Below are 23,819 nucleotides of genomic sequence, written 5' to 3' on the forward strand. Positions count from 1 at the left end.
CCCGATGATCTCGATCCCCGCCCTGACCGTCCCCGCCTCCCTGACCCCGTACCTGCTGCTCATCGGCCTCGTCGCCGCCGAGCGGCTCGCCGAGCTGATCACGGCCCGCCGCCACACGGCGTGGAGCCTGGCCCGCGGCGGCCGCGAGTACGGCCGCGGCCACTACCCGGCCATGGTCGCCCTGCACACCGCGCTGCTCGTGGGCTGCGTGGTGGAACCCTGGGCGGCCGGGCGGCCGTTCGTCCCTCTGCTCGGCTGGTCGGCCCTCGCCGTCGCCCTCGCCGCCCAGGGACTTCGGTGGTGGTGCATCGCCACCCTCGGGAAGCGCTGGAACACGCGGGTGCTCGTCATTCCCGGGCTGCCGCTGGTGGAGAGGGGACCGTACCGGCTGCTGCGCCACCCCAACTACGTGGCGGTGGTGGCGGAAGGCGTCGCGCTGCCGCTGGTGCACACCGCCTGGATGACCGCGCTCGGCTTCACCGTGCTCAATCTGCTGCTGCTGCGCGTACGGATCGACTGCGAGGACGCCGCCCTCACCGACGGCGGCCGTCTGCGGGCGCCCGCCTCCGTCCCCTCGGCCGGCGCCGCCTCGTGATCGACCTGCTGATCGCGGGCGGCGGCCCGGCCGGACTGGCCACCGCCATCCACGGCGCGCTCGCCGGCCTCCAGGTGGTGGTCGTGGAGCCGCGGCCCACCCCCATCGACAAGGCCTGCGGGGAGGGGCTGATGCCGGGAGGCGTACGCCACCTCCGGGAGTTGGGCGTCGCCGTCGGCGGGCAGCCGTTCCACGGCATCCGCTACGTCGACGGCGTGAGCGGCCGTGCCGCCGAGGGGCTGTTCCGGTCCGGTCCGGGTCTCGGCGCACGGCGCACGGACCTCCAGGCCGCGCTGGCCGAACGCGCCGCGCAGCTCGGTGTACGGGTGCTCCCCGGGCGCGTCGACCAGGTGCGCCAGGACGTCCACCAGGTCACCGCGGCCGGGCTCACCGCCCGCTACCTGGTCGCGGCGGACGGCCTGCACTCGCCCGTCCGGCGCGGGCTCGGCCTGTCGGCGCCGCGCGCGCCCCGCAGCCCGGCCCGCTACGGACTGCGCCGCCACTACGCCGTCCCGCCGTGGAGCGACCTCGTCGAGGTGCACTGGTCACAGCGGTGCGAGGCCTACGTCACGCCGCTCGGGCCCGACCGGATCGGCGTGGCCGTGCTGACCTCCGACCAGGCCCCGTTCGACGTACAACTCGCCCGCTTCCCGGTGCTGTCGGAGCGGCTGGCCGCGGCGGCCGGTACGCCGGTGCGCGGGGCCGGGCCGCTGCGCCAGGGGGCCCGCGTACGGGTGGCGGGGCGCGTGCTGTTCGTGGGGGACGCGGCCGGGTACGTGGACGCGCTGACCGGTGAGGGACTCACCCTGGCCGTGACGGCCGCGGGCGAGCTGGTGCGGTGCGTGCGTGCGGGGCGACCGCAGGCCTACGAACAGGCCTGGCGGGACCTGTCGCGCAGCTACCGGACGCTCACGGCGTCCCTGCTGTGGGCCCGTCACCGGCCGCGCCTCGCGCCACGGATCGTCCCGCTGGCCGCTCGGCTGCCGCGGGTGTTCACCCGGGCGGTGAACCTGCTCGCGTGACCGCGCCGCGCGGGTCGAATCGGACCGCGCACGACCCCGAACGGCCACGCACGACCCGGACGGCCACGCACGACCCCGAACGGAACGGCACCCCGCGCACGAGGCGCGGGGTGCCGTTCCGGTGGAGCGGGGGGGGGCCGGGGCCGTGGGCCGGTCAGGCCGAGGGCTCCCGGCGGTTCCTCAGGGCCAGACCGGCGAGGACCGCACCCACCGCCGCGCACAGCACGACGGCGACTCCGGCCCCGGCCAGGGCGCCGCCCACCGCGCCCGCCAACGGGTCGTACCGCAGCGACCCGCCCAGCACGTGCAGGGCGACCACGCCGAGCGCGGTGGCCGCGCCCGCCCGCCACACCGCCGTGGTGTCCCGGAGCGCCACCAGCGCTCCGCTCACCAGGCAGAGCACGGTGACGAGGAGGGGCAGGTGGTCGACGGCGTCCGCGAACGGCAGGGCGGTCAGGTCGTTCGGCAGGTGCAGGGCGCCGCTGACCAGCAGGGTGATCGCGACGGGCCAGCGCAGGACGCGCCGCAGCGCCCGGTCGCGGGAGGCGGCGGGCGGGTCGGCCGGAGCGGTGCGCCGGGGCGGCTCCTGGTAGGGAGCGTCGTACAGCGCCGGGTACCTCGGTTCGTACGGTGCCTCGTGCCGCTCCTGCGCGGGCTGAGCGGAGGGTTCCGGGAGCGGGCCGGGCGGGGCGGCGTCCGGCGCCGCCGGACCGGCGGGCCCGGCGCGGCCCCGACGCTCCGTCTCCGCCGCGTCCTCCTTGCCGAGGATGGTCACCAGCAGGGCGACGTCCTCGATGGACCGTCCGACGGCGGCGGCGCGCAGCGTGAGATCCGCCTCGGCGACCTCGTGCGGCGACTCGCCCAGCAGGGCGACCATCCGTCGTACGTCCTGCACCGGTCGGGTCACGGCGGCCGTGCGCAGTGCGTCGTGCCCGGCGTCGGGCAGCGGGCCGCCCTCCTTGAGAAGGCTCACGAGTGCGGTGACCTCCTCGACCGGACGGCAGGTGGCCGCCGTTTCCAGCAGGGTCCGCATGGGCGGCGTGGTCGGCTCGTCCGGTGCGATGGGGTCGGGGGTCCCGCGGCGGTCTTCGTGCTGTTTCGCCGCGAGGGTGATGGGGTCATTCATGGAAAGCTCCGTTCGCCGACGCGCGGGTCTACGCAATCGCGCGCCGGTCATCGTGCGTCATGGGAAGCGCACGCTTTGTTACATTGAGTGCCACTTCCGCTCACTGCGCCATTCGGGGAGGGCAAACGGGGGTCCCCCGCCGGGCCCCGACCCCGGGCCCGAAGGGGAAAGGGCGTCGGCCGTGACCCACTTCCGCCGGTTCAGTCTCCGATGGGCCCTGCTGCTCCCCGTCGTGTCGCTGCTGCTGGGCGCCGCGCCCGGTCCTGACCGGCCCGTCGTGGACACCGATCGGGGGCCGGTTCGAGGGCTCGGGCACGGCGCGTACGACACCTTCGAGGGGATCCCCTTCGCCGCTCCCCCGACCGGACCGCTGCGCTGGCGGCTGCCGGAGACGGCCTCGCACTGGCAGGGCGTGCGCGATGCCGGGACGCCCGGTTCCCGCTGCGCGCAGCTGCCGGCCGTCGGGCCGGGCGGGCCGACCGGCTCGGAGGACTGCCTGTACCTCAACGTCACCGCTCCGGCGGGCCGGCCCGCGCCCGACGGGGGCCGGGGTCGGCCCGTCATGGTGTGGTTCCACGGCGGTGGCTTCTTCAGCGGCGCGGGCGACGCCTACCGGCCGGCGCGGCTCGCCGGGTCGGGCGGGGTGGTGGTCGTGACCGTGAACTACCGGCTGGGCGTCTTCGGGCTGTTCGGCCATCCGGAGCTCGGCGGGGCGCCCGATTTCGCCCTCGCGGACCAGCGGGCGGCGCTGCGCTGGGTACGGGCGAACGCGCGGCGCTTCGGCGGGGACCCGGGCAACGTCACCGTGTTCGGCGAATCGGCGGGGGCCCTCAGCGTCTGCGCGCACCTCGCCTCCCCCGCGTCGGCGGGCCTGTTCCACCGGGCGATCGTGCAGAGCGGCTCGTGCTCGACCACGGCGCCACCGTGGTCCCTGCTGCCCGGGCTCGGCACGTACGAGCCCTTCGCACCGGAGGCGCGTACGGTCGCGGCCGGCGCCCTGGCGGCGGCCCGACTCGGCTGCGACCGGCCCGGCGGGGTGCTGGACTGCCTGCGCCGACTGGACACGGGGGCCTTGGCGACCGCCGAACTGATGCAGCGCTTCTCACTGGTCTCCTACGGCAACAGCGTGCTGCCGCTGGAGCCGCGGCGGGCGCTGGAGGCCGGGCGGTTCCACCGGGTACCGGTGGTCCAGGGCTTCAACCAGGACGAGATGCGCCTCTTCCTCGCGCAGACCCTGGCCGGGTATCCGATCCCCGACCCGGCCGCCTACCGGGCCCGGCTGGAGCGGTCCTTCGACCCGCCGACCGCCCGCGCCGTGGAGGCCGCCTATCCGGCGTCCGCCTTCGCGAGCCCGGCGGTCGCGTGGGCCACCGTACTGACCGACGCCTCGTTCGCCTGCCCGACGCTGCGGGACGGCGCGGCGCTGGGCCGCCACGTGCCGGTGTACGCGTACCGGTTCAGCGACCGGGGCGCTCCCGATTTCACGGGTCTGCCGGTGCCGCCGGACCTGCCGTTCGGCGCGACGCACGGCTTCGAACTGCCCTACCTGTTCACGATCGCGCCGCTGACCGCACCGCAGCGCGGGCTCGCGGACCGGATGACCGGCTACTGGACGGAGTTCGCCCGCGGGGGTGTTCCGGCGGCGCCGGGAGCGCCGCGGTGGCCCGGCGGGCTGACCTCGGCCTCGGTGCTGTCGCTGGCGCCGGGGGCGGGCGGGATCCGCGCGGTGGACGCGCGGAGGGAGCACCACTGCGCGCTCTGGGACGCGCGGTGGCCCGGGGTCACCAGGGCTCGGTGATGTTCAGTTCCGGACCCGTCGCGGTCCGGAGGGTCACCGTCCCCGTGTCCCCGTAGAGCTCGTGCCGCCAGGCGGCGAACACCGTGGCGATGCTGCGGGCTGCGTCGCCCCGTCCCTTGCCCACTTCCCGGGTGGTGAAGGTGATCCGCGCCTCGCCGACCGTGCGGACCTTGCGGACGCGGACCTCCTTGATCACCACAGAGTCGACGTACCCGTCGTCGGCCTCGTGCTCGTGGTGGTAGGCGGTGAAGTCGCGGGTCATGTCGAACCAGTCCGCCGGACCGCAGGGGCCACCGCCGTTGCCCATCTCCCCGTCGGTCGGCGGGCCCGCGTCGGCACCGGTCTCCTGATCGGTGGGCGGGCCGGCGTACGCGCCCGTCTCTTGCTCCGTCGGCGGACCCGCGTACCCACCGGTCTCCTGATCGGTCGGCGGACCCGCGTACCCGCCCGTCTCCTCCTCCGTCGGCGGACCCGCGTACGCACCGGTCTCCTGATCGGTCGGCGGACCCGCGTACCCGCCCGTCTCCTCCTCCGTCGGCACGTCGAGATCGCACTCGGCCGACGTCAGCGTGGGTACGTCGGCGGGCGCCGCGACCTCCCCCGCCCGCGTGGTCCCGCACGCCGCCAGAGCGGCGCACAGGAGCCCCGCCACCACCAGCCGCCCGGTCATGGACACCGCAATCTTCGTCATGGCCGTCCCCCTTTCGGCCATCAAGAGGCGATTGCGGCGGCCCGGGTTCCATCGAGCACGAGCCGGTCCCCGACGCGGGCCGTTCCCGGGATCACGATCCTGGCGAGCGCGTCGAGCCGGTTGTCGTGGACCCGGGTGATCGTCCGCAGGATGAGCGGCGAGTGCGGCAGGTCCCCCTGGGCCTGGTTGGTCATCACGCACCGCTCGCTGGAGCGCAGGAACGCGATGCGGAGGGTGTCCCCCACCGTGGCCTCGCGCCCGATCCACTCGTCCTCGACGAAGGCCGGGGTGCCGGGCGGGGTCCGCACGAGGATGTTCGGGCGGAACCGGCGCTCGTCGACCGGAACGCCCGGCACCGCGCGGCGGATCCGGTCGAGGGTGGCGGTCGTGAGGACGCTGAGCGGCAGTTGGTCGAAGTGCGAGATCTCCCCCTCGCGGGCGAGCTCCACATCGGGACGGCCGAGGTGGCCGCGCAGGTACGCCGTGGGGTCGGCCACCACGTGCCCGTGCGGGTCGAGGAGTTCCGGAGGGCTCTGCTCCGCGGTGCCGCGCGGGTAGCGGGAGCTCAGCTGGAACAGGCCGTCCATCCGCCGGAAGCGTCGGGTGTTCTTGCCCGAGCCGAACCTGCCTTCCCCGTCGCGCACGGCGTACAGCCGGTCGCCCAGCAGGCCCCGCTCGTCGACGGCCACGCTGCGCAGGCGCTCGCCACTGGTCGACTTGATCGGGTACCGCCACAACCGCTCGATCACGCCCACGTTGTCAGCCACCGCTCCGACGCCCCTCCGCCAAGATCATTACCCTCGACGAGGAGGACTACGGTGGCCTCATGACCGGTTCCACCACCCCCGTGCTGCTCTACCTCGATGTCGACGGACCCCTCATCCCCTTCGGGGCCGGACCGTACCCCGCAGCCCCCGAGGGCGAGGCGAATCCCCTGCTCGCCCGGGTCGATCCGACGCTCGGGCCCGAGCTGGCGGCGCTGCCCTGCGAGCTGGTGTGGGCCACGACCTGGATGGCGGAGGCGAACGAGTGCGTCGCACCCCGGCTCGGCCTGCCGGAGCTGCCCGTGGTGGTCCGGCCGGAGCCGTCCGACGAGGACGGGCGGGGCGGGATCCACTGGAAGACCCCCGCGCTCCTCGACCACGCCGCCGGGCGGTCCTTCATCTGGGTCGACGACGAGATCACCGGCGCCGACCGGCACTACGTGACCGCCCGCCATCCCGGCCGGGCGCTCCTGCACCGGGTCGATCCGGGACGGGGCCTGACAGAGGCCGACCTCGGCGTGCTGCGGGCCTGGCTGCGCACGGGGTAGCCGCCGGGGCTCCGGCCGCCGTGCCGTGGGATCACCGGGCGAGGAGGATCTTCAGGGTGCGTGCCGTCGCGCGGGGGAACGCGGTGTTCCCGTTGTGGCCGCCGGGGATTTCCACCGGCTCCGTGCCCAGGCGGGCCGCCAGCGCCAGGGCGCAGCGGTAGGTGTGGACCGCCGGCCGGGTGGTCCGGCCCGTCGCCGCGATGATCCGGGTACCGGCGCGCGCGGCGGCCCGTACCGGCTCCGCCGGGTCCAGGTCGTCCGTGCTGACGGCCGTGAACTCCGTGCCGACGAAGAAGCCGAAGTTGGCCTGGCGGCGCGGGGTCAGGGGCTGGGGGGTGAGGTCGCCCTCGGTCTCGTCGTGCGCCGGGTCGATGCCGAGGTGCCGGGCGATCGCCGGGAACGCCGCCGACAGGCCCCCGGCGGCGTAGGCGTGCTGGATGTCCGCCAGTTCGGCCAGGTGCTCCGCGCGGTCCCCCTCGGCCAGCAGGTTCGGCATCACGGGCTCGTGTGCGATCAGGGTGCTCAGCAGGCCGGGGTGGCGGGCCACGGTCCGCAGGCCGATCGCGGCTCCCATGCTGAACCCGGCCATCAGTGCCGGTCCGTCGGTGACCTCGGCCAGCAGGCCGGCGACGTCGTCCGCGTGATCGGCCATGGTGACGGGCCGGGTGGGGTCGTCGAGGGTGCTGCGCGACAGGCCGCGGCGGTCGTAGGTGACGACCGTGAAGGTGTCGGTCAGGTGCGGGACGAGGTCGACCGTGCGGTCCGCGTCGCCTTCGCCGCTCTGGGACAGGAGGAGGACGGGGCCGCGCCCGGCGACCTGGAAGTGCAGGGTGGCACCCGGGACGGAGAGGGTGCGGGTGGCGATGGCGGTGGCGGCGGTCGCGGGGTACTGGACGCGGCGGCGGTCCTGGGCATGACGGGTCCCCCTGCTGACGTGTCAGCGGTATCTCCGGCTGACGACACGACAGTAATCCATCTGAATAGATGCATCAAGATAGATGCATCCATTCAGATGTACTCTGCCGCTCATGAACGGAGTCGAAGCGTTCCTCCTGGGGCGCACTCTCATGAAGATCGGCGAACAGGCGATGCCCGGGCCGAAGTCGGGGCCGGCGGGGTCGGTCCGCTCGGTGGTCGTCGTCCTCGGCGACGTCGTCTCCCACCCCGGGACCACGGTCGGTGAGATCGCCGCACGGACGGGCCTGCCGCAGAGTCAGGTCTCCACGGCCGTGGCCCGGTTGGAGCAGGCGGGCTCCGTCGACACGGAGCCCGACCCCGCCGACCGGCGCCGCCGACTCATCCGTCCCACCGGCGAACCCTCCGCACGGGTCACCGAGGTCCGCGCCACCACCATCGACGAGGCGCTCGCGGCGGCGCTGACCGGTCCCGACGGAACCGCCCCGACCCCGGACACCGTCCGTGAGGTCACGGCGGCCCTGGACCTCCTGGCCCGCAGGCTGACCCCGTCCGTCACCGCCCGCTGACCGGGACGGCGCTCGGGTTCGCCGCCCAGGACGCGGCGATCAAGCAGCGTTCCGCCGCCGCCAGGTGGGTCGCCGCGGCGAGCCAGGCCCAGGCGTAGCCGTCGGGCGAGGGGTCGGCCAGCCGGCCGAAGACGTCCCGCGGGCGGCGGTCGGCCTCGGCAGCCAGTGCGGCGGCCAGCTCGGCCGCCGCGGTGAGCCCCGCCCGGCGCAGCGGAGCGTACGAGGCCCCGGCCAGGGACTCCGTACCGCGCGCGGCCTCGGCGACGGCGCGGCGGCCACCGGCGACCCCGGTCTCCAGCAGGCGGCGCACCCGCCACAGCGGGGAGTCGGCCAGCGGGTCCGGGCCCTCGGCCGCCGGAAGCGGTACGGGGGCTGCGGCTCCCTGCGGGAAGTGTGCGCCCTGGAGGCGGTCGTAGCCGAGGTCGGCCCGGCCCAGCCACTCCTCGGGCAGCCGCAGCGTGTGCTCCGCGCCCGGCACCGGGCCCACGGCCACGGGGCGCAGCGTGGCGGTGCGGTCCAGGTCGGGGCGGCCCAGGACGCGCAGCCGGAGCCCCGGGTACGAGGCGATGCGGCGCAGGTTCTCCGTGTGCGCCAACTCCGGGTGCGGATGCGCGGGCAGCAGCCGCAGCAGGGGCGCGTCCGGCCGCGTCTCACGGACCAGGAGGTGCTCTCCGACCGCGCCGACGACCGTGACGTCGCAGCCGAGCAGCGCGGACTCGGCCGCGTCCGGATCGGCGAGCAACGCGGCGACGGCCTCGGCGGCCGGTCGGGCGAAGAGCCGCGCGGCGGGCTGTTCGGTCCAGGCGCTGCCCGGCAGTGGGGTGGCCCTGACCCCGCGTCCGGCGCCGAGCCGGCCCTCCGCGGAGACGGTCGCGCCGACGATACGCAGGCCACCGCGGGCGAGGCCGGCGTGGTCGAGGGTGGCGCCGCCGAGGGCGACGGAGGCGGAACCGGCGCCGCGGGCGCGGGCCAGGCCGCCGGGGCGGACGTCGGAGATCGAGTAGGGGGTGCCGTCCTGGGCCAGCAGGTGGGTGACCACTCCGCCGTATCCGGTGGCGGAGAGCACGGGTTCCCGGCACAGGCCGTGCACCTGGAGGCTGCCGCCCGGCGCGTAGGCGCGGCGGGCGGTGCCGGTGAGTGCGGGGTCGGCGGATCCGGCAGCCAGCAGTCCGGCGGTGTGGAGGAGCTCCCGGAAGGCATCGGTGAGGTCGCCGAGCCGCTGGCCGGCCCGGTGTTCGCGGGCGGCCCGGAGGCCGCGTACGACCCTGAGGGCGGCCGCTTCGGCCCGGATCAGCCCGGCGAGGCGGGCGGTGTGGGCGGCGCGCAGCAACTCGGCCTGGACCACCGCTCCCCCGGCGGTGACCCCGGCGGCGAGGGCTTCGGCGGCCACGTGCCACAGGGCGCCGGCGGCGCGCAGTTGGGCCGCGGTGAGGACCGGCGTCGCCGGCACGGTGGTCCCGACCGGCGCTGCCGGTGCCTCGGACGCGGCCGGTTCCGTGGATCCGGCGGGATCGGCGGCGGGAGCGGTGGGATCGGCGGGCCCGCCCGCCGCGGCCGCGGCCTGCTCCGCCTCCCCTGCCGGCTCCGGCGGGGTGTCCGCGAGCGGGGCCGCGCCCAGGGCGGCGGCCCGGTGCAGGCAGCGGGGTGCCAGCAGGCAGCTGCACGTGGCCTGGTCCGCCGTGGTGATCGTGCCCGCCGGACCGGGGCGCAGGGTGACGAGCGCGTCCTCGCCGAAGCGGAGGATGACGGTGCCGTCGGCCTCCAGGACGGCGCCCGCCGCGCAGCCCTCGGTGGCGGCGTCCAGCTTCTTGCGCAGGCGGGCGGTGAGGTTCTCGACGGCTTCGGCGAGCACCTCGGGTGCGACGGGCGGCAGTTCGGTGCTCAACGGGACTCTCCACGGAGGCGGTCGCCCACCCAGCGGGCGAGGGCGAGGGGACTGAGGGCGGCCACGGGCATACCGGCCGCCACGAGTTGCCGCGCGACCGGGACCGAGTAGCGGGGCGTCCCCTCGTCGTCGAGCGCGGCGCAGCCCAGCAGGTGGGCGCCCGAGGCGGCCAGCGCGCGGACCTCGCCGAGGAGCCCGCCGATCGGCGCGCCCTCCTCGAAGTCGCTGACCACGACGACGAGGGTGCGGCTCGGGACGGTGATCAGGGAGCGAGCGTGCGCGAGACCGGCGGCGATGTGCGTGCCGCCGCCGACCCGGACCTCCAGCAGCAGGGAGAGCGGGTCCTCGACCCGGTCGGTGAGGTCGACGACCTGGGTGGAGAAGGCCAGGAAGTGGGTGGACAGGGTCGGTACGCCGCCCAGCACCGCCGCGGTCAGCGCCGACCAGATGACGGACGCCTCCATGGAGCCGGAGACGTCGACGACCAGGATCAGCCGCCAGTCGGCCTCGCGGCTCGCCCGGGTGCTGAAGACGGGCCGCTCGGGAACGACGACCACGGTGCCGTCGGCCCGCCGCCGGGTGTGCGCGAGGTTGGCGCGCAAGGTGCGGGCCAGGTCGAGCTTGCCGCCCGGCCGCCGGGTGGGACGCGGGGTGGCGAGGCCGGAGAGGGCGGGGCGCAGGCGGGTGGCGAGCTCCTTGGCGAGTTCGTCCACGAGCCTACGTACCAGGGGGCGCAGGCGGGCGAGTTGGGCCTCCGGCAGCCCGCCCGCGAGCGACAGGACGGAACTGAGCAGTTCCACCGAGGGCCGTACGGACGCCGGATCGAGCTGGGTGAGGACGTCGGTGCGGCCCGCTTCGGCCGCTCCCGCCAGCACCTCCTCCCGGACGTCGGCGCCGAACAGCGCTTCCAGTTCCTGCGACCACTCCCGGGCGGTGGGGAAGGAGGCCTCCTGGCCGCCTCCCTGGCCCCCGCCCTGGCCGAGGTCGAGGTCGGAGGCGCCTTCGCCGCGCCCGGCGCCGTACAGCTCGTCCAACGCGTGGGCGTAGCGGCGGGCGCCGGCCGGGAGCCGGTCGCGTTCGCGGCCGAGCAGGAGCCGCCAGCGGTCGGCGGGGGCGAGCCGCAGGCCGTCGGCCCGGGGAGCCCCGGGGGCAGGCTCGGGCAGGGCTTCCGACGCATCCGGGACGGAGTCCGGTGTCGGGTCGGGGCGCGGTGTCGGGTCGGGGCCCGGCGTCGGCGCTTGCGTTCCGGGCAGGGGAAGGGCCTTGAGGGCGGCGAGTCCGGCCGCGTCGGCCGCCGCCCAGAGGGCGAGCAGGGCGGGTGACGCGTCGAGCGCGAGGTCGATCCGGTCGCCGAGCCGCTCGGTGACGGTGTGGAGCAGCCGGTCGCGGGCGGCGGGCGACAGGGCGTCGAAGCCGCCGCGCAGGGCCGGGAGCCGGTCGAGGAAGTCCTGGTCGGCGAGGTGCTCGACACGGTCGAGGAGCGGGGTGAGCGCGGCCGGGGAGGACTGCAGCAGCGGACCGGCGGCGGTGAGGAGTCCGCCGAGCCGCCGGGTCAGGGCGCGCCGGCTGTCGGCGGTGCCCGCGCTGTCGATCCATCCGGCGGCGCGGCCGCCCAGCTCGGCGGCCGGGTCGAGGTCGAGCAGGACCCGTACGGCCAGGGCCGCGCCCTGCATCAGCGGGGACGCGGTGGCGGCCAGGTCCGCGAGGGCGTCGTCCGTACGCAGGCCCAGGTGGTGGGCGGCGGCCCGGTCGGCGAGGGCCACGAGGGCGGCCGCGTCGGCGGGGTCCTCGCTCCCGGCGAGGCCGGGCAGGGCGCGCACGGCCGCTTCGAGGAGGTCGCCGGCGAGGTCCGCGGCGGCCGCCCGGGAGGCGTCGGAGGTGCCGGGCAGGTGGCCGCGGTGGAGGGCCTCCAGGAGATCGAAGGCGTCGAGGAGTTCGGGCAGGGTCGCGGTCTGCGGCAGGGCGGTGGCCGCCTCGTGGAGGCGTACGTCGACCAGCTCGGGCAGATCGCACCGCGCGGCGGCGGACAGTCCGGCGAGGATCTGCGCCGGGGTCGGCCCGCCCTCGGCGGCGGCCCGGCGGGCGGTGTCGCGCAGGGTGCCGGCGGCCGCCTGGGCGACGGTGACTCCGCGCACCCCGGCAAGATCCAGCCGGGCGGGGACGGAAGGCGTCCAGGAGAGCCGCCACTTGGTGCCGAGGGCGGTGCCGTCGCCGGTGGCGGCGACGGTGAGGGGCTCCCCGTAGGAGGCTCCGCACACGAGGAGCCGTTGCAGCAGGACCTCGCGGCGGCCGTCCAGGGCGGAGCGGAGCGGGTCGAGGCGGATCTCGCGGGGCGCGGGATCCTCGGGGGACGGCAGCCGCAGCTCGGCGAGTTCGGCCTCGACGGAGGGGCCGAGGCCGGAGCGGGGGGCGTGCGGGGTGATCCGGCCACGGGCGGTGCCGACGAGCACGGCTTCCAGGGCGCGGGCCAGCGCCCGGCCCCGGCCGAGGGGTTCCCCCTGGCCGAGGACGGTGGTGACGGCTTCGAGGAGCTCGCCGCGGCCGGGCGCGGGGAGCGCGCGCAGGGCGGCGAGGTCGCAGGCGAGCCGCAGGGTCTCGGCGGCCTCGCCGGTGCCCGCGGTGTGCCCGGCGCGGCGCAGCTCCCGGCAGAGCCCGGTGACGGCGACGGAGGCGGCCTCACGGACCCGGTCGGGGTCGCCGCCGGCTTCGAGGACGGCCTGCTGCCAGCGGGGGTCCCGGATCCCGGCCGGGTATCCGGAGCGGGAGTCGAGCAGGTCGAAGGAGTACGGCACGAAGGAGGTGACGGCCGAAACCGTGTCGGCGGCCGACGCCCCGGCAGCGGCGCCGCCACCGACCCGCGGAGCCGGCACGACGGACTTCGGCCCGAGGCCCGTGCCCGCGTCGTCGCCGCAGCCGGAAGCGGTGCCGGTTCCAGTGCCGGTGCCGGTGCCGGTGCCGGTGCTCGTGCCGGTGCCGGCGTCCGAGGCAGTGGCGGAACGTGATCCTTCGGCGGAGCCGGCGCAGGGTTCGGCCCGCGAGCCGTCGGCGGCCCGACCCGGGAGGACCGGGGCGTGGAACGCCCCGATCACCGCCGCCACGCGGTGGCCCGTGGCGACGGCGCCCGTGATCACGCGCCGCATGTGCGCTTCACGGGCCAGGTCCGTCGCCGGTACGGCGTCCGTGTCCGCGCGCAGCGCCCAGCCGACGCCGAGCGCCGCCCGCCGGACGGCTTCCGGCGAGCAGCCCGGTGCGAGGACCTCGACCGCCCGGTCCCACAGGTCGTCACCGTCGCGACCCGTACCGGCGGCGGACAGGGCCTGCGCGAAGGTCCCGCCTGTGGGGGCCGCGGCCGGGGACGGAGCGGGTTCCGCGAGCGAGTCCGGGCTCGGGGCCGTGGCCTCCTCGGGGTCCGGGGTCCGGGGGTCCCGGTCCGTGGCTCCGGTCGGCTCGGTCCAGCCTCGGTCCGCCAGGGGGAGGTCGCAGCAGACGACGGACGCGCCGGCCCGGCGGGCCCAGCGGATCGCGGCCAGCTCCGGGGAGAAGTCCGCGAACGGGTAGAACGCCAGACGGCCGTCCTCCCCCGTGCCCGCGAGGGCGACCGGGGCGACGGTCTCCGGGTCGGCGAGGTGCTCCAGCCAGGGCTGGAACTCCGCCGGGAGTTCGACGCAGACCACGTCCGCCCCCGAGGCGTCCAGCAGGGCCGGTACCACCGCGGCCAGCGCGGGGCTGTGGTGGCGCACCCCGATGAGGTACGGCTCGCGGACCGCGGCGAGGGCGTCGACCGCTGCGCGCGGATCGGTGTGCGTCAACGCAGGCTCCCGCGCAGGTCCCAGAGGCGACGCCACATCGGCGAACCGTCCTCGGCGCGGCGTCGGACCGGCCCGTCCCAGTACCCCAGCAGCCGTCCGTGGTCGGCCGGGTCGTCCTTGCGTACGACGCCCAGCAGGTGTCCCGGCAGCAGGTCCAGCACGTCCCCGCCCGGCAGGTACGCGGCGGCGACCCCGAGCGAGGCCGCCACCTGGACGGCTTCGGCGGTGGACATGACCGTGCCGGGGCGCTCCACGTCCCAGCCCTCGGCGGAGCGGCCGGAGCGCAGGTCGCGGAAGACGGTGACGAGCGCGTCGAGCACGGCGTCGTCGACCCCGAAGGCGGCGCCGGCCCGCTGGACGGCGGCCACCGCCTGGCGGCGGATCAGGGTGGCCTCGGCGTCCGCGTCGGCGATCGGGGCGACGGTCTCGAAGTTGAAGCGCCGCTTGAGGGCTGCGGACATCTCGGAGACGCCGCGGTCGCGCAGGTTGGCGGTGGCGATGACGGTGAAGCCGGGGGCCGCGGAGACCACCGCGTCCTCGGTCGCGGTCAGTTCGGGCACGCTGAGCCGCCGGTCGGACAGGATCGACACGAGCGCGTCCTGCACCTCGGGCAGGCAGCGGGTGATCTCCTCCACGCGGACGACGCGTCCGGTGCGCATGGCGGAGAGCACCGGCGAGTCGACCAGGGCCTGCGAGGTGGGGCCCTGCGCGAGCAGCAGGGCGTAGTTCCAGCCGTAGCGGAAGGCGTCCTCGGTGGTGCCGGCCGTGCCCTGGACGGTGAGGGCGCTGGTGCCGCTGACGGCGGCCGCCAGCAGCTCGGACAGCATCGACTTGGCGGTACCGGGCTCGCCGGTGAGGAGCAGGCCGCGCTCTCCGGCGAGGGTGACGACGCAGCGCTCCACGAGGGCGCGTTCGCCGACGAACTTGGGGGCGATGGCCAGCTTGGTGGGGAGTCCGGCGCGGCGCTTGGGCAGGGTCAGTTCGGCTCCGTCGCTGCCGCAGACGAAGGTGACGACGGCGCGCGGGGTCAGGGCCCAGCCGGGCGGGCGGGGGCCGGGGTCCTGGGCGGCGAGGAAGGCGAGTTCGGCGGCGTGGCGCTCCTCGGCGGGCAGCACCTGCCGGGCGGCGGGGGAGGTCTCTTCGGTGACGGTCATCGGGTTCTCCGGAGTGTGTCTGGGGTGGTCCGGGGCGCGGCGCACCTGCGCGCAGGTGCGCCGCGCCGGACGGGGTACGGGGGCGGCCGGTTCGGCGGCGGGCGCGGGTGCGCCTCGCAGCCTCACCTCATCGGCGGCGGGCGCGGGTGCGCTTCACCTTGAGCTCCTCGAAGCGCGGCAGGTCGCCGTCCTGGATCCGCCGCCAGGCCCGGCGGTAGAGCTCCGCGGCCGGTTCGAGCGGCACCAGTACGCCCAGCCAGGGCCGCTGACCGGTGCCCAGGCCGTACATCGGAAGCTTCCACTGCTCCACCGGCAGCGTCGGGGAGGACATCTCGGCCCACCCTCCGGGCAGGAACAGCGAGCGTCCGGCCCGGCTGCGGCCGGCGGCCACCACCAGGTCGGTGGCGGCCAGTTCGGCGCGGGCGGCCTTGAGCCGGGCCGGCTTCCAGCCGGTCCACCGGGCGGTGTTGCGGTCGGTGGGGTCGGGCATGGCGAGCAGCATGAGGTAGAGGGTGGCCGCGTCGGCGCCCAGTCCGTACCGGGTGCTCGCCTCCTCCACCACCTCGGGGACGGAGCGGCTCGGGTCCTGCGGCCACCAGGTGCCGTCCGCGGCCACGGCGCCGGCCGCGGGGGCGCCGGGGTCGGCGAGCAGCTCGGCGAAACGCGGGTCGTGGGTGGTGCGCAGCGCCGCTTCGGCGGCGGAGGGCCGCTGGTCGTCGCCGCGCAGCACCGGCAGGTACGGGTCGGAGCCGGTGGAGTCCAGCAGTGCCGGGCGCAGTGCCGGCTTGGGCTGGTCGTCGTGGGTGGCCATGACGACGGCGCCGTAGCGCTCGTAGCCCTCGCCGGTCTCGGTCGGGGTGCCCGCGGCCTTCCGGAAGTCGGGCAGGCTGGTGTAGTGCCCGATCTCCAGGAGCAGTTCGGGCGCGGCGAGCCGCTGCCGTACGGCGGTCAGCACGGGCGGCAGGGCCGCTCGTACGGAATCCCCCGCGGGCAGCCGATGGGCCAGCCAGGACGCCATGGCCACCGTGCCGGTCAGGACGGACACGGTGAAGAGGCCGGAGGCCGGCTCGGCGGGCTCCACGTGGTCGCCCTTCACCGTCCACGGGACGTCGACGGAGAGCTCGCGGGAGGCGGCCGGGTCGAGCAGGGCGGCCAGGGCGCGGTGCGCGGGCCAGGAGCCGCCGACGGCGCGCGCGGCTTCCGCGGCCAGCCAGTCGGGGACGGGGGTACGACGGCCCACGCGCCCGTTCCAGAGTTCCGCGGCGGCGGCGACGTCGGGGCCCTCGCTCCACAGCTTCGCCGGATCGGCGGGCAGCAGGGCCGCGACGACGGCCCGCCGCAGCTCGGTGTCGAGACCCCTGAGCTCGTCGCGGGCGTACGCGGCCTCGGTGGCCTTGACCCCGAGGGCGGTGCGCAGTTCCGGGGACAGGAAGTTGCGTTCGTTGCTGTCGATCTCCGGGAGCCCGGCGATCACCAGGCGGGCGAGGGCGCCGGAGACACCGGTGAGCTCGGCGAACTCCTCCGCGGCTTCCGGGCGGAAGGGCACGGGGCCGTGCTCGGCGGCCGCGCCGAGGAAGGCGCTCAGCCAGCCGGCGCCGCGTGCGCGGTCGCCGAGCGGGGCGTCGCCGCGCACGGTGTAGGGGCCGGGGACGGTGAACCGGCCGGTGGGGTCGTACAGCAGGGCACCGAACTCGTGGCCTTCGGGTACGGATTCGCTGTGCTCGCTCAGTGCGAGGACCGCTCCGCCGCCGAGCGGCAGCAGGCTGCGGTGGTGGACGTTGCGCTCGCCGTCCGGGGTGAGCAGGTGCTGCCGGTCGAGGCGGAGCAGGACCCGGCGCCAGCGGTCCGCGGAGCCTTCGGCCGAATCCAGGCCGAGAGCGTCGACGGCGGCGAGGAGGGTGAGCAGCGCCTCCCGCTGCTCGTCGGTGGGTGCGACGGTGGCGGCGCGGTAGGCGACGGCCGCGGGCTGGTCCAGCAACGGGGTCCAGTGGAAGGACCAGTACGGCAGCGCGGGCGTGTCGAAGTGCAGCCGGCCGGGCACCGGGGCGTCGTCGGTCCGCGTGCGGGCGGCGTCGAGTTGACCCAGCGTGTAGTGGACGGCGTCACTCTCGCCGCTCCAGCGGTAGTAGCGGGAGCCGATGAGGCCGCTGAGCCCGTCGACGATCAGCCCGTCGCCGGGGCCCTGTTCGCGCTCCTCGACGGGGGTGGTGTCGGGGTGCAGGCGGGCGGCGATCGCGTCCAGGTCCTTCTGCTGGGCGAGGGCGAAGCGGAGGACCTCGACGATGCCGTCGATGATCTTGGGGGCGGTGATCCGTGGTAGGGCCGCCGCGACCAGATCGGGCAGGTCGGCGGCCTTGTCGGCCGCGGCGGCGGCCTTGAGGAGCGAGGCGGCCGTCTCCCGGTCGGCGGCGCGCAGGACGGCCGAACCCTCGGTGTCGCGGGGGCGCAGGGCGTACCAGTGCGACAGCGGCGGAAGGTCCACGCTACCGGTGCCGAAGGCGGAACGGCGGCGGTGGCCGTCGCGCGAGCGGGCGGTGACCACACCGTCCGGGTCGCCGATGCTGAGCTCCCGCCAGCTCTGGGACAGCGCGCGGGGCCGGTCGTCGCCGGGGAAGAGGAGGGCGGCGACGGGCGCGTCGTGCCCTTCGGGCACGGCGACCGTGCGGCCGCCGGTGTCGGTCCCCTCCCAGCCGTTGCCGGAACGGCGTACGGTCCGCCAGCCGATCAGGCCGTCGGCGGGCTCGCCGAGGACGGAGCCGGGGACGGTGGGCGTGGGCCGCAGCCAGGCGTGCTGTCCGGTGCGCTGCCCGGCGTCGGAGTCGGCGCGCCGGGCGTCGGCGAAGAACGCGGGCAGGGACCCGCGCCCGTAGGTGCCGCCGGCCGGGTCGTACTCGAACCAGCCGCTGTCGCTCTGCTGGTCGTGGCGCCGCCACACCCAGTACGAGGTGCCGTCGCAGAGCAAGGGGCGCTCGTCCGGCAGCTTCGTGTCGCCGCGGTGCAGGACTCCGCCGCCCGTGACGCGCCCGCCGCCGGGGAGCGGCAGGGAGATCTGGTCGCTGCGCAGCGACCAGTGGCCGCGGTCGGTGTCCAGGGTCAGGACGGTGCCGGGCGAGTGGTGCCAGTAGCCCTGGATCCCGTTGCTGTTCCAGGAGGACCAGAAGACGAGGAGTTCACCGTCGACGTAGTGGAAGCCGTGGTTGTACGAGTTCCCGGTCGGCACGCGCAGGTCGTGCGTGAGGACGGTGGACTCGGCGTCGATGACCCGGACCTGGGTCTGGTTGGCGACGATGAGGTACGGCCAGGCCTCGACCACGGTCAGGTCGTCCCGGCCCTGGCCGGGGCTCAGTTCGTCGAGTGCCTCTTCCCAGGAGGGCCAGGCCAGTTCCTCGAAGAGGCCGCCGCGCAGGGTACGGGCGAGGGTTTCGGCGAGGTCCGCGGCCGCGGCGGCGGCCACTTCCTCGGGGGCGAGTTCCAGGGCTTCGGTGGGCAGCCACTTCAGGCGCGCGATGGCGTCGGGGACTCCGGGCAGGCCTGCGGCGGTGGAGGCGAGGGCGACGTCGCGCATCCACTCGGCCAGCAGCGGGCGGCCACCGGGCGAGGCGGCGACGGCGCGGACGACATCGGCGCTGCCGTCGCCCAGGTTGCTCAGTGCCCGGCGGAAGGCCGGGTGGAAGCGCTGGTCGGCGGCGAGGGCGAGCAGGTCGCGACGCCGGTCGCCGCCGGCCCACTCGGTCAGGTTGAGGTGGTCGTACCGGTGGCGCCGGTCCTCGGCGCCGGCCTCGGGGTCGACGACCGGGACGTCCAGGGCGAGCAGCAGGTCGAGGAGGTCGGCGTCCTCGACGCCGATCCGCAGGCCCGCTTCCCGTCCGGGGTCGGCGAGTTCGGTGCGCAGCCGGTCGGCGCAGTTCTCGACGAGGTCGAGGAGGAGCGGGAGCGTGGGGCGGCGGCCCCAGCCGGCGTGGCGGGCGGCGTGGAAACGCTCCAGCCAGCCGGCCGTGCCGTCGGCGCAGCGCTGCTCGGCGGGCAGTTCCCCGTCGGCGAGGCCGGCCGAGGCGCCGGACTCCTCCAGGATCTCCAGCCACAGGACGGTGAAATCGCCGCCGTCGCCGCTGGGCGGGGTCAGTCCGAGGAGGGTGCCGCGGATCGCGGGAACGCGGCGGGCGAGCGCCACGAGGGCGCCGCGGTGGGCCTTCCACCAGCCGAGCGCGGCGCGCAGGGTGGCGGGCAGGGGCAGCAGTTCGGCGAGGTAGTCCTGCTCGGGTTCGGTGCCGGTCAGGCCCGCGGCGCGGGCGAGGCGGCGTAGTTCGGTGGCGGCCTGGGCGGAGGGCGCCAGCCCGCCGGCGGTGCGGCGTACGCACAGGCGGCGGAAGCGCTCGTAGGCCTCGGCGGGCGTGACCCGGGCGGCCAGGGCCTTGCCGTAGCCGGTGAGCACCTTCACCGGCAGGGCGCCGACGAGGGCGAATTCGAGGAAGACGGCGTCGAGGCGGTCCTCGTCGACGGTCAGCCCGTACTGGGCCTCGGCGTCGCGGGCCCGACCGAACAGCTGGGCGGCGTAAGTGGTGTTCTCGACGGCGAGGAAGAGGCGCGCGGCCTGCTCGTGGAAGAGGGGCAGGAAGTGCGGGACGGACACGGCGAGACGACCGGCGAGTTCGAGGCAGGCGTCGAGGGCGGCCTTGGGCTTGGTCTTGGCCTGCCGGGCGATCCGGTCGAGTTCGGGGACGACGGCGAGGGCGTGGTGGCCGTCCTCGGGGTGGTGCACGAGGACCCATTCGGGGAAGCCGAGTGCCTGGCGTCGGCTCAGGCCGACGACGGGCGGCTCGCCCTCGTCCCGTACGAGTCCCAGGAATCCGGCGGCGAGGTCCTCGGCGGCGCCCAGCTCGGCGGGGGCGAGCCGGACGACGACGCGGTCGTCGCCGAGACCGGGGTGACGGTAGGAGCGCGCGGTCAGGTCCACGGCGTCCGGGCCGGCGCCGGTGGTGCCGGGCGGCAGGACGGCGCCGGACTTGAGCAGCAGTTCGGCCTTGTTCATCTCGGTGTCTTCCTGGTCGGTGCTCACGCGTCCGCGCCTTCCTCGATCGTGCGCCCGGCGTACAGCGCCGCGGCCATCCGCATGCCTTCCGACCAGGCCACCGGTCCGACCTCGGTGAGGCGTACGCCCCGGCCTTCCTCGTCGTGCCAGCTCAGCGCGCCGGTGGTGGTCTCGTCCTCGTAATAGGGTTCGCCGATCCACACGGCGGCCTCGGTCGCGGACCCGGAGTCCCGGACCTTGCAGGTGGCGTAGCCGCCGGAGACCCGGTAGCCGAGGCTCGTGGCCCGGGCGGCGAGGCTGAAGCGGGTGGGGAAGGACCCGCCCGCGTAGTCGCGGACCTCGGTGGCGGTGGCGGCGAGCTCGGTGGGCTTGAGCCAGGTGGCCCGGTGGATCTGCTCGACCCGCTGGACGATGCCCAGCTCGGCCGCGAAGTCCCGTACGTCGTCCAGGTCGGGCAGCAGCACGGGGTGCGGCAGGGTCACCGTGCGCGGGGAGAGCCGTACGGTCTCGCCGTCGAGGTTGACCACCTTCAGCTCACCGGAGGCGGTGGCGTCCCGCAGGAAGCCCACCTCGTCCGGGTCGTCACCGACGACGGCCACGTCGCGCAGGGCGCTCTGCCAGGCCTCGTCCGGCCAGACCCGGGCGAGCAGTTCGGTCGGCACGGGCAGCGAGGAGACCATCCAGCTGTCGACCTGCGCGGCGCAGGCCGCCTCGTGCCGGTCGAGCCAGGCGGCCAGCCTGCGCAGCCGGTCCACCTCGGGATGGTCCTTCAGGGCCTTGGGCAGTGTCTTCAACTGCCGTCCCGCCGTCCGCCCGGTGGCGGACCTCGCCGCCACCCGTCCCTCCACCAGGGCGATCTCGTACCCCTCGCCCGCCGCCAGCCATGCCATCAGCCGTGCCCCTCCGCCTGTCCGTTCCGGTTCCGCGCAGCCTTGACAGGGGGGAGCCGACCCCCCTGAGCTGCGGTATGTCGGGAGACTAGCGAGGGCCACTGACAACGCCCGTCGGAGGGGCCTCCGTAGGTTGATTGTCCGGTTCTGGGTAGTGTTTCCGGGACAGCGTGCGCAGCGGTACCGGCTCGGGGTGGGGTTATGGGACGTCAGATACGTGTGTCGGGTGCGGTGCTGGTGGCGCTGCTGTCGGCCACCGCCACCGGGTGCTCCGATCCGGTGGCGGCGGGTGGCGGGGACCCGAAGGCGTCCGCGCCCGCGGGCTCGCCTGCCGGCGAGGCGCCGAACCCACCTGGCGGCGACGCCAAACCGGCCGGTGGGGACGTACTGCCCGGTATGGTCAGCACCGCCGTGGCACGCACCCAGTTGGCGGCGCTCCAGGTGGCGCCGGTGGGCACCATGGCGGGCTACAGCCGGGACAAGTTCACGCACTGGGCGCAGCAGGGAAACAAGTGCGACACCCGTGAGGTGGTCCTGGAGCGCGACGGGACCGATGTCACCCGGGACGCCGAGTGCAAGGCCGTCTCCGGCACCTGGAAGAGCCTCTACGACGGGGTGGTCGTGACCGAGGCCGGAAAGATGGACATCGACCACATGGTGCCGCTCGCCGAGGGCTGGCGCTCGGGCGCGGCCGGCTGGGACTCCGCGCGGCGCAAGGCCTTCGCCAACGATCTGACCCATCCCCAGCTGCTGGCCGTGACCGCGGCCTCGAACCGTTCCAAGGGTGATCAGAGCCCCGACCTGTGGCAGCCGCCGGACAAGGCGAGCTGGTGCCAGTACGGGCGGGCCTGGACCACCGTGAAATCCACGTACGGACTGACCGTCACCGAACCGGAGAAGAAGATGCTCACCACGATGCTGGACACCTGCGCCTCATGACGGGGCAGGACCAGTGGCAGGACGAGGTGCTCGCCGGGCCGGGCGGCGCCATGACCGACGAGGTCGGCGTGATCACCGGCCCGCTGACGCTGCGCACGACGGTGGTGGCCGGAGGCCTGGTCCGGTTCGACGTCCAGTACAAGGACGCCGACGAGTGGTACGTGCTCACCGGCAGTCCCCGGGCCCATCACGGCGCCCCGGCCGCCCTGCACGCCGCCGCCCTCGCGGCGGTCCGCGCGGGCGGCGGGGCGCAGGCGCCGGGCGGCGGGGCGGGCTGAGGCGCGGGGCGATCGCGGCGCGGGGCGACCGGGGCGCGGGGGCTCAGAGGACGGCGATGCCCAGGGGCCGGGCGCCCGCCGCGAGTCGGCGGGTGGCACCGGTGTCGAGGTCGACGACCGTGATGCCGTTCCAGTAGCCGTCCCGGGTGTAGCCGCCCGTGACGTAGGCGGTCCGGCCGTCCCGGGAGACGGCCACGTCCTCGTGCGGGCCCTGGAGCGGGTACACGCGCTCGGCGCCGTCCGGGGCACGGACGGTCAGTGAGGGGCCGTTGCCGTCGCCCGGCCGCACGGCGCCCGTGCCGACCACCAGGAGCCGGCCGTCGGGTGTGAGGGCGGCGCCGTGCTGGTGGGTGTCGGCGGTCATCGGCTCGATCCGGGTCCGCCCGGTCCGCGGGTCGACCACCGCCAACCGCTCGCCCTCGAAGGGGAGCAGCAGGTGCCCGTCGGTGGGGCGTACGACCGCGTAGTGCGGCTTCAGCCAGGAGGCGAGTCCGCCCTCGGTGCCGTAAGGGGCCACCTCGATGCGGCGCGGGCGCAGCGAGTCGGCCGCGACCACCGTGACGTCGAAGGAGTCGTGCCCGGTGAGGTAGACCTCGGCGCCGTCCGCCGGCACGTCCACGTCGAAGGGACGCCGGCCGACCGGTACGACGGCGGTGACCTCGTTCCTCGCCGTGTCGAGGACCTCCAGGACCCCGGTGGTGCCGGGGACGTTGACCCCGACGTAGGCGTGCGCGCCGTCGGGCGACAGCGCGATGCCCATGCCGCCGCCCCGGTACTCGCCGTCGGTGACGGGGCCGGTGGCGGTGCGGTACGGGATCAGGGCCACGCGTACCCGGGTGCGCGTGTCGACGACGGCCACCCCCTCGGCGGTGGCGACCCACGCCCGGCCGTCCGCGCCCAGGGCCGTCCCGTACGGGGCCCTGCCCACGGTGACCGAGGCGACCGTGCCGCGCTCGGGGTCCACGAAGGACACGGTGTCGGCCCCGAAGTCGGCGGTCAGCAGCAGTCCTTGCGGGGTGGGGGCGGTGTCCGGCAGCGGGGAGGCGGCTGAGGGCGCCGGCGTGGGCAGCGCGTTCCCGGCGCAGGCGCCGAGCAGCAGGGCCGCGGCCATCGCCGCGAGGGCGCCGCGGGTACGGGTACGGGTGTCCCGTGTGCGGCGGCTCATCGGCCGGCCCCGGCTTCCGCGGCGTCGGCCGCCGCCTTCAGGGTCCGCGCCATGCCGTCGAAGCCCCGGCGGACGGCATGCTCGTAGGCGGTCACGCCCTCGTGGTCGGGCAGCAGCGGATCGGCGCCGGCCGCGAGCAGGACCGTGACGACCTCCGCGTGGCGTGGACCGCCGTCGCCGAGGATCACCGCCTCCAGCAAGGCCGTCCAGCCGAGCCGGTTGACGTGGTCGACGTCGATGTCCGTCGCCTCCAGCACGGCGCGCACGTAGGCGATGTGCCCGCGCTCGGCGGCCGGGATGAGGGAGATCCCGCCGAAGCGGTTGCGCTGCCTCAGGTCGGGTCCGGCGGGCAGCAGCAGGCGCATCATCCGCACACTGCCGGTGACGCCGGTCACCAGCCAGGGGCTGTCCTGCCGGGAGTCGGGGGCGTTCGGGTCGGCTCCGGCGGAGACCAGCAGTTCGGCCACGGCCACGTGGTCGCCGAGCGCGGCGAGCAGGAGCGGCGTGCGCAGTTCCTCGTCGCGGGCCTCCACGGCGGCGCCCGCTGCGAGCGCGGCGCCCGCCGCGGCCACGTCGCCGCGCCGGGCCCCGTCGAGGAGGAGTCGGTCGTGCGCGTTCATGGTGTCCCTCTCGGCTCCGGGC

At 75.9% G+C, this 23,819-nt stretch carries 18 protein-coding genes; 7 read left to right on the top strand and 11 right to left on the bottom strand.

The annotated features are described in order from the left end of the window. Positions 1-4 precede the first annotated feature (4 nt). Both ACWG52_RS01265 and ACWG52_RS01270 read left to right on the top strand, forming a co-directional pair. Complete coding sequence (locus ACWG52_RS01265; protein WP_389802685.1) at positions 5-595, top strand: isoprenylcysteine carboxyl methyltransferase family protein; 591 nt, start codon at positions 5-7, stop codon at positions 593-595. Then, positions 592-1,617, top strand: a complete 1,026-nt coding sequence (locus ACWG52_RS01270; RefSeq protein WP_389802682.1) for an NAD(P)/FAD-dependent oxidoreductase — start codon at positions 592-594, stop codon at positions 1,615-1,617. Before ACWG52_RS01265 ends, ACWG52_RS01270 begins: the two co-directional genes overlap by 4 nt. Before the next feature lie 154 nt (positions 1,618-1,771). Here ACWG52_RS01270 and ACWG52_RS01275 read toward each other — a convergent pair whose 3' ends face one another. After that, positions 1,772-2,743 (bottom strand): hypothetical protein, encoded by a 972-nt coding sequence (locus ACWG52_RS01275; protein WP_389802679.1) that lies wholly within the window; start codon positions 2,741-2,743, stop codon positions 1,772-1,774. 181 nt (positions 2,744-2,924) lie between these two features. Between ACWG52_RS01275 and ACWG52_RS01280 the strand changes: the two genes are divergently transcribed. Next, a complete protein-coding gene (locus ACWG52_RS01280) occupies positions 2,925-4,541 on the top strand; it encodes a carboxylesterase/lipase family protein (protein ID WP_453127511.1) in 1,617 nt (538 codons plus the stop codon). On the opposite strand, the gene ACWG52_RS01285 is transcribed toward ACWG52_RS01280, so the two are convergent. Then, the gene (locus ACWG52_RS01285; RefSeq protein WP_453127512.1) at positions 4,525-5,232 is read right to left on the bottom strand and encodes a hypothetical protein; all 708 of its coding nucleotides are present in this window, start codon (positions 5,230-5,232) and stop codon (positions 4,525-4,527) included. The two genes, ACWG52_RS01280 and ACWG52_RS01285, sit on opposite strands and share 17 nt — an antisense overlap. Before the next feature lie 20 nt (positions 5,233-5,252). Beyond that, positions 5,253-5,999 (bottom strand): MOSC domain-containing protein, encoded by a 747-nt coding sequence (locus ACWG52_RS01290; protein ID WP_453127514.1) that lies wholly within the window; start codon positions 5,997-5,999, stop codon positions 5,253-5,255. Positions 6,000-6,058: 59 nt separating this feature from the next. On the opposite strand from ACWG52_RS01290, the gene ACWG52_RS01295 reads away from it, so the two are divergent. Next, positions 6,059-6,544, top strand: a complete 486-nt coding sequence (locus tag ACWG52_RS01295; protein WP_389802669.1) for an HAD domain-containing protein — start codon at positions 6,059-6,061, stop codon at positions 6,542-6,544. 31 nt (positions 6,545-6,575) lie between these two features. Here the strand turns inward: ACWG52_RS01295 and ACWG52_RS01300 are convergent, their stop codons facing one another. Next, on the bottom strand, positions 6,576-7,409 hold the full coding sequence (locus ACWG52_RS01300) for an alpha/beta fold hydrolase (protein WP_453129108.1): 834 nt from the start codon (positions 7,407-7,409) through the stop codon (positions 6,576-6,578). Between the two features lie 163 nt (positions 7,410-7,572). On the opposite strand from ACWG52_RS01300, the gene ACWG52_RS01305 reads away from it, so the two are divergent. Then, complete coding sequence (locus ACWG52_RS01305; RefSeq protein WP_453127516.1) at positions 7,573-8,028, top strand: MarR family winged helix-turn-helix transcriptional regulator; 456 nt, start codon at positions 7,573-7,575, stop codon at positions 8,026-8,028. Here ACWG52_RS01305 and ACWG52_RS01310 read toward each other — a convergent pair. From ACWG52_RS01310 to ACWG52_RS01330, 5 genes are all read right to left on the bottom strand, one after another. Beyond that, entirely contained in the window at positions 8,015-9,913 is a 1,899-nt protein-coding gene (locus ACWG52_RS01310; RefSeq protein ID WP_453127518.1) for a hypothetical protein, read from the bottom strand. The two genes, ACWG52_RS01305 and ACWG52_RS01310, sit on opposite strands and share 14 nt — an antisense overlap. After that, positions 9,910-13,722 carry a vWA domain-containing protein gene (locus ACWG52_RS01315; RefSeq protein ID WP_453127520.1) on the bottom strand — a complete coding sequence of 1,271 codons (3,813 nt, stop codon included), beginning with the start codon at positions 13,720-13,722 and terminating at the stop codon, positions 9,910-9,912. The genes ACWG52_RS01310 and ACWG52_RS01315 overlap by 4 nt, the downstream gene beginning before the upstream one ends. After that, the gene (locus tag ACWG52_RS01320; protein WP_389802659.1) at positions 13,719-14,876 is read right to left on the bottom strand and encodes an AAA family ATPase; all 1,158 of its coding nucleotides are present in this window, start codon (positions 14,874-14,876) and stop codon (positions 13,719-13,721) included. The genes ACWG52_RS01315 and ACWG52_RS01320 overlap by 4 nt, the downstream gene beginning before the upstream one ends. 127 nt (positions 14,877-15,003) lie before the next feature. Then, positions 15,004-19,905 carry a DNA-binding protein gene (locus tag ACWG52_RS01325; RefSeq protein ID WP_453129109.1) on the bottom strand — a complete coding sequence of 1,634 codons (4,902 nt, stop codon included), beginning with the start codon at positions 19,903-19,905 and terminating at the stop codon, positions 15,004-15,006. 23 nt (positions 19,906-19,928) lie between these two features. Continuing rightward, complete coding sequence (locus ACWG52_RS01330; protein WP_266360204.1) at positions 19,929-20,795, bottom strand: DUF4132 domain-containing protein; 867 nt, start codon at positions 20,793-20,795, stop codon at positions 19,929-19,931. Positions 20,796-20,996: 201 nt separating this feature from the next. Between ACWG52_RS01330 and ACWG52_RS01335 the strand changes: the two genes are divergently transcribed. Both ACWG52_RS01335 and ACWG52_RS01340 read left to right on the top strand, forming a co-directional pair. Continuing rightward, positions 20,997-21,734 (top strand): HNH endonuclease family protein, encoded by a 738-nt coding sequence (locus tag ACWG52_RS01335; RefSeq protein WP_389802655.1) that lies wholly within the window; start codon positions 20,997-20,999, stop codon positions 21,732-21,734. After that, positions 21,731-22,012, top strand: coding sequence for a hypothetical protein (locus ACWG52_RS01340; protein WP_389802653.1), 282 nt, complete (start codon positions 21,731-21,733; stop codon positions 22,010-22,012). The genes ACWG52_RS01335 and ACWG52_RS01340 overlap by 4 nt, the downstream gene beginning before the upstream one ends. 43 nt (positions 22,013-22,055) lie before the next feature. Here ACWG52_RS01340 and ACWG52_RS01345 read toward each other — a convergent pair whose 3' ends face one another. Beyond that, on the bottom strand, positions 22,056-23,177 hold the full coding sequence (locus ACWG52_RS01345; protein WP_453127524.1) for a hypothetical protein: 1,122 nt from the start codon (positions 23,175-23,177) through the stop codon (positions 22,056-22,058). Then, positions 23,174-23,797 carry an ankyrin repeat domain-containing protein gene (locus ACWG52_RS01350; protein ID WP_453127526.1) on the bottom strand — a complete coding sequence of 208 codons (624 nt, stop codon included), beginning with the start codon at positions 23,795-23,797 and terminating at the stop codon, positions 23,174-23,176. Before ACWG52_RS01350 ends, ACWG52_RS01345 begins: the two co-directional genes overlap by 4 nt. Positions 23,798-23,819: the final 22 nt, after the last annotated feature.

The organism is Streptomyces sp. CLCI03, assembly GCF_053615355.1.

What these genes read in the sequence shown, in the direction of transcription:
- ACWG52_RS01275 (WP_389802679.1), bottom strand. Translation starts at nt 2,743, where the DNA reads ATGAATGACCCCATCACCCTCGCGGCGAAACAGCACGAAGACCGCCGC.
- ACWG52_RS01285 (WP_453127512.1), bottom strand. Translation starts at nt 5,232, where the DNA reads ATGACGAAGATTGCGGTGTCCATGACCGGGCGGCTGGTGGTGGCGGGG.
- ACWG52_RS01320 (WP_389802659.1), bottom strand. Translation starts at nt 14,876, where the DNA reads ATGACCGTCACCGAAGAGACCTCCCCCGCCGCCCGGCAGGTGCTGCCC.
- ACWG52_RS01330 (WP_266360204.1), bottom strand. Translation starts at nt 20,795, where the DNA reads ATGGCATGGCTGGCGGCGGGCGAGGGGTACGAGATCGCCCTGGTGGAG.
- ACWG52_RS01325 (WP_453129109.1), bottom strand. Translation starts at nt 19,905, where the DNA reads ATGAACAAGGCCGAACTGCTGCTCAAGTCCGGCGCCGTCCTGCCGCCC.
- ACWG52_RS01345 (WP_453127524.1), bottom strand. Translation starts at nt 23,177, where the DNA reads ATGAGCCGCCGCACACGGGACACCCGTACCCGTACCCGCGGCGCCCTC.
- ACWG52_RS01335 (WP_389802655.1), top strand. Translation starts at nt 20,997, where the DNA reads ATGGGACGTCAGATACGTGTGTCGGGTGCGGTGCTGGTGGCGCTGCTG.
- ACWG52_RS01305 (WP_453127516.1), top strand. Translation starts at nt 7,573, where the DNA reads ATGAACGGAGTCGAAGCGTTCCTCCTGGGGCGCACTCTCATGAAGATC.
- ACWG52_RS01350 (WP_453127526.1), bottom strand. Translation starts at nt 23,797, where the DNA reads ATGAACGCGCACGACCGACTCCTCCTCGACGGGGCCCGGCGCGGCGAC.
- ACWG52_RS01340 (WP_389802653.1), top strand. Translation starts at nt 21,731, where the DNA reads ATGACGGGGCAGGACCAGTGGCAGGACGAGGTGCTCGCCGGGCCGGGC.
- ACWG52_RS01295 (WP_389802669.1), top strand. Translation starts at nt 6,059, where the DNA reads ATGACCGGTTCCACCACCCCCGTGCTGCTCTACCTCGATGTCGACGGA.
- ACWG52_RS01265 (WP_389802685.1), top strand. Translation starts at nt 5, where the DNA reads ATGATCTCGATCCCCGCCCTGACCGTCCCCGCCTCCCTGACCCCGTAC.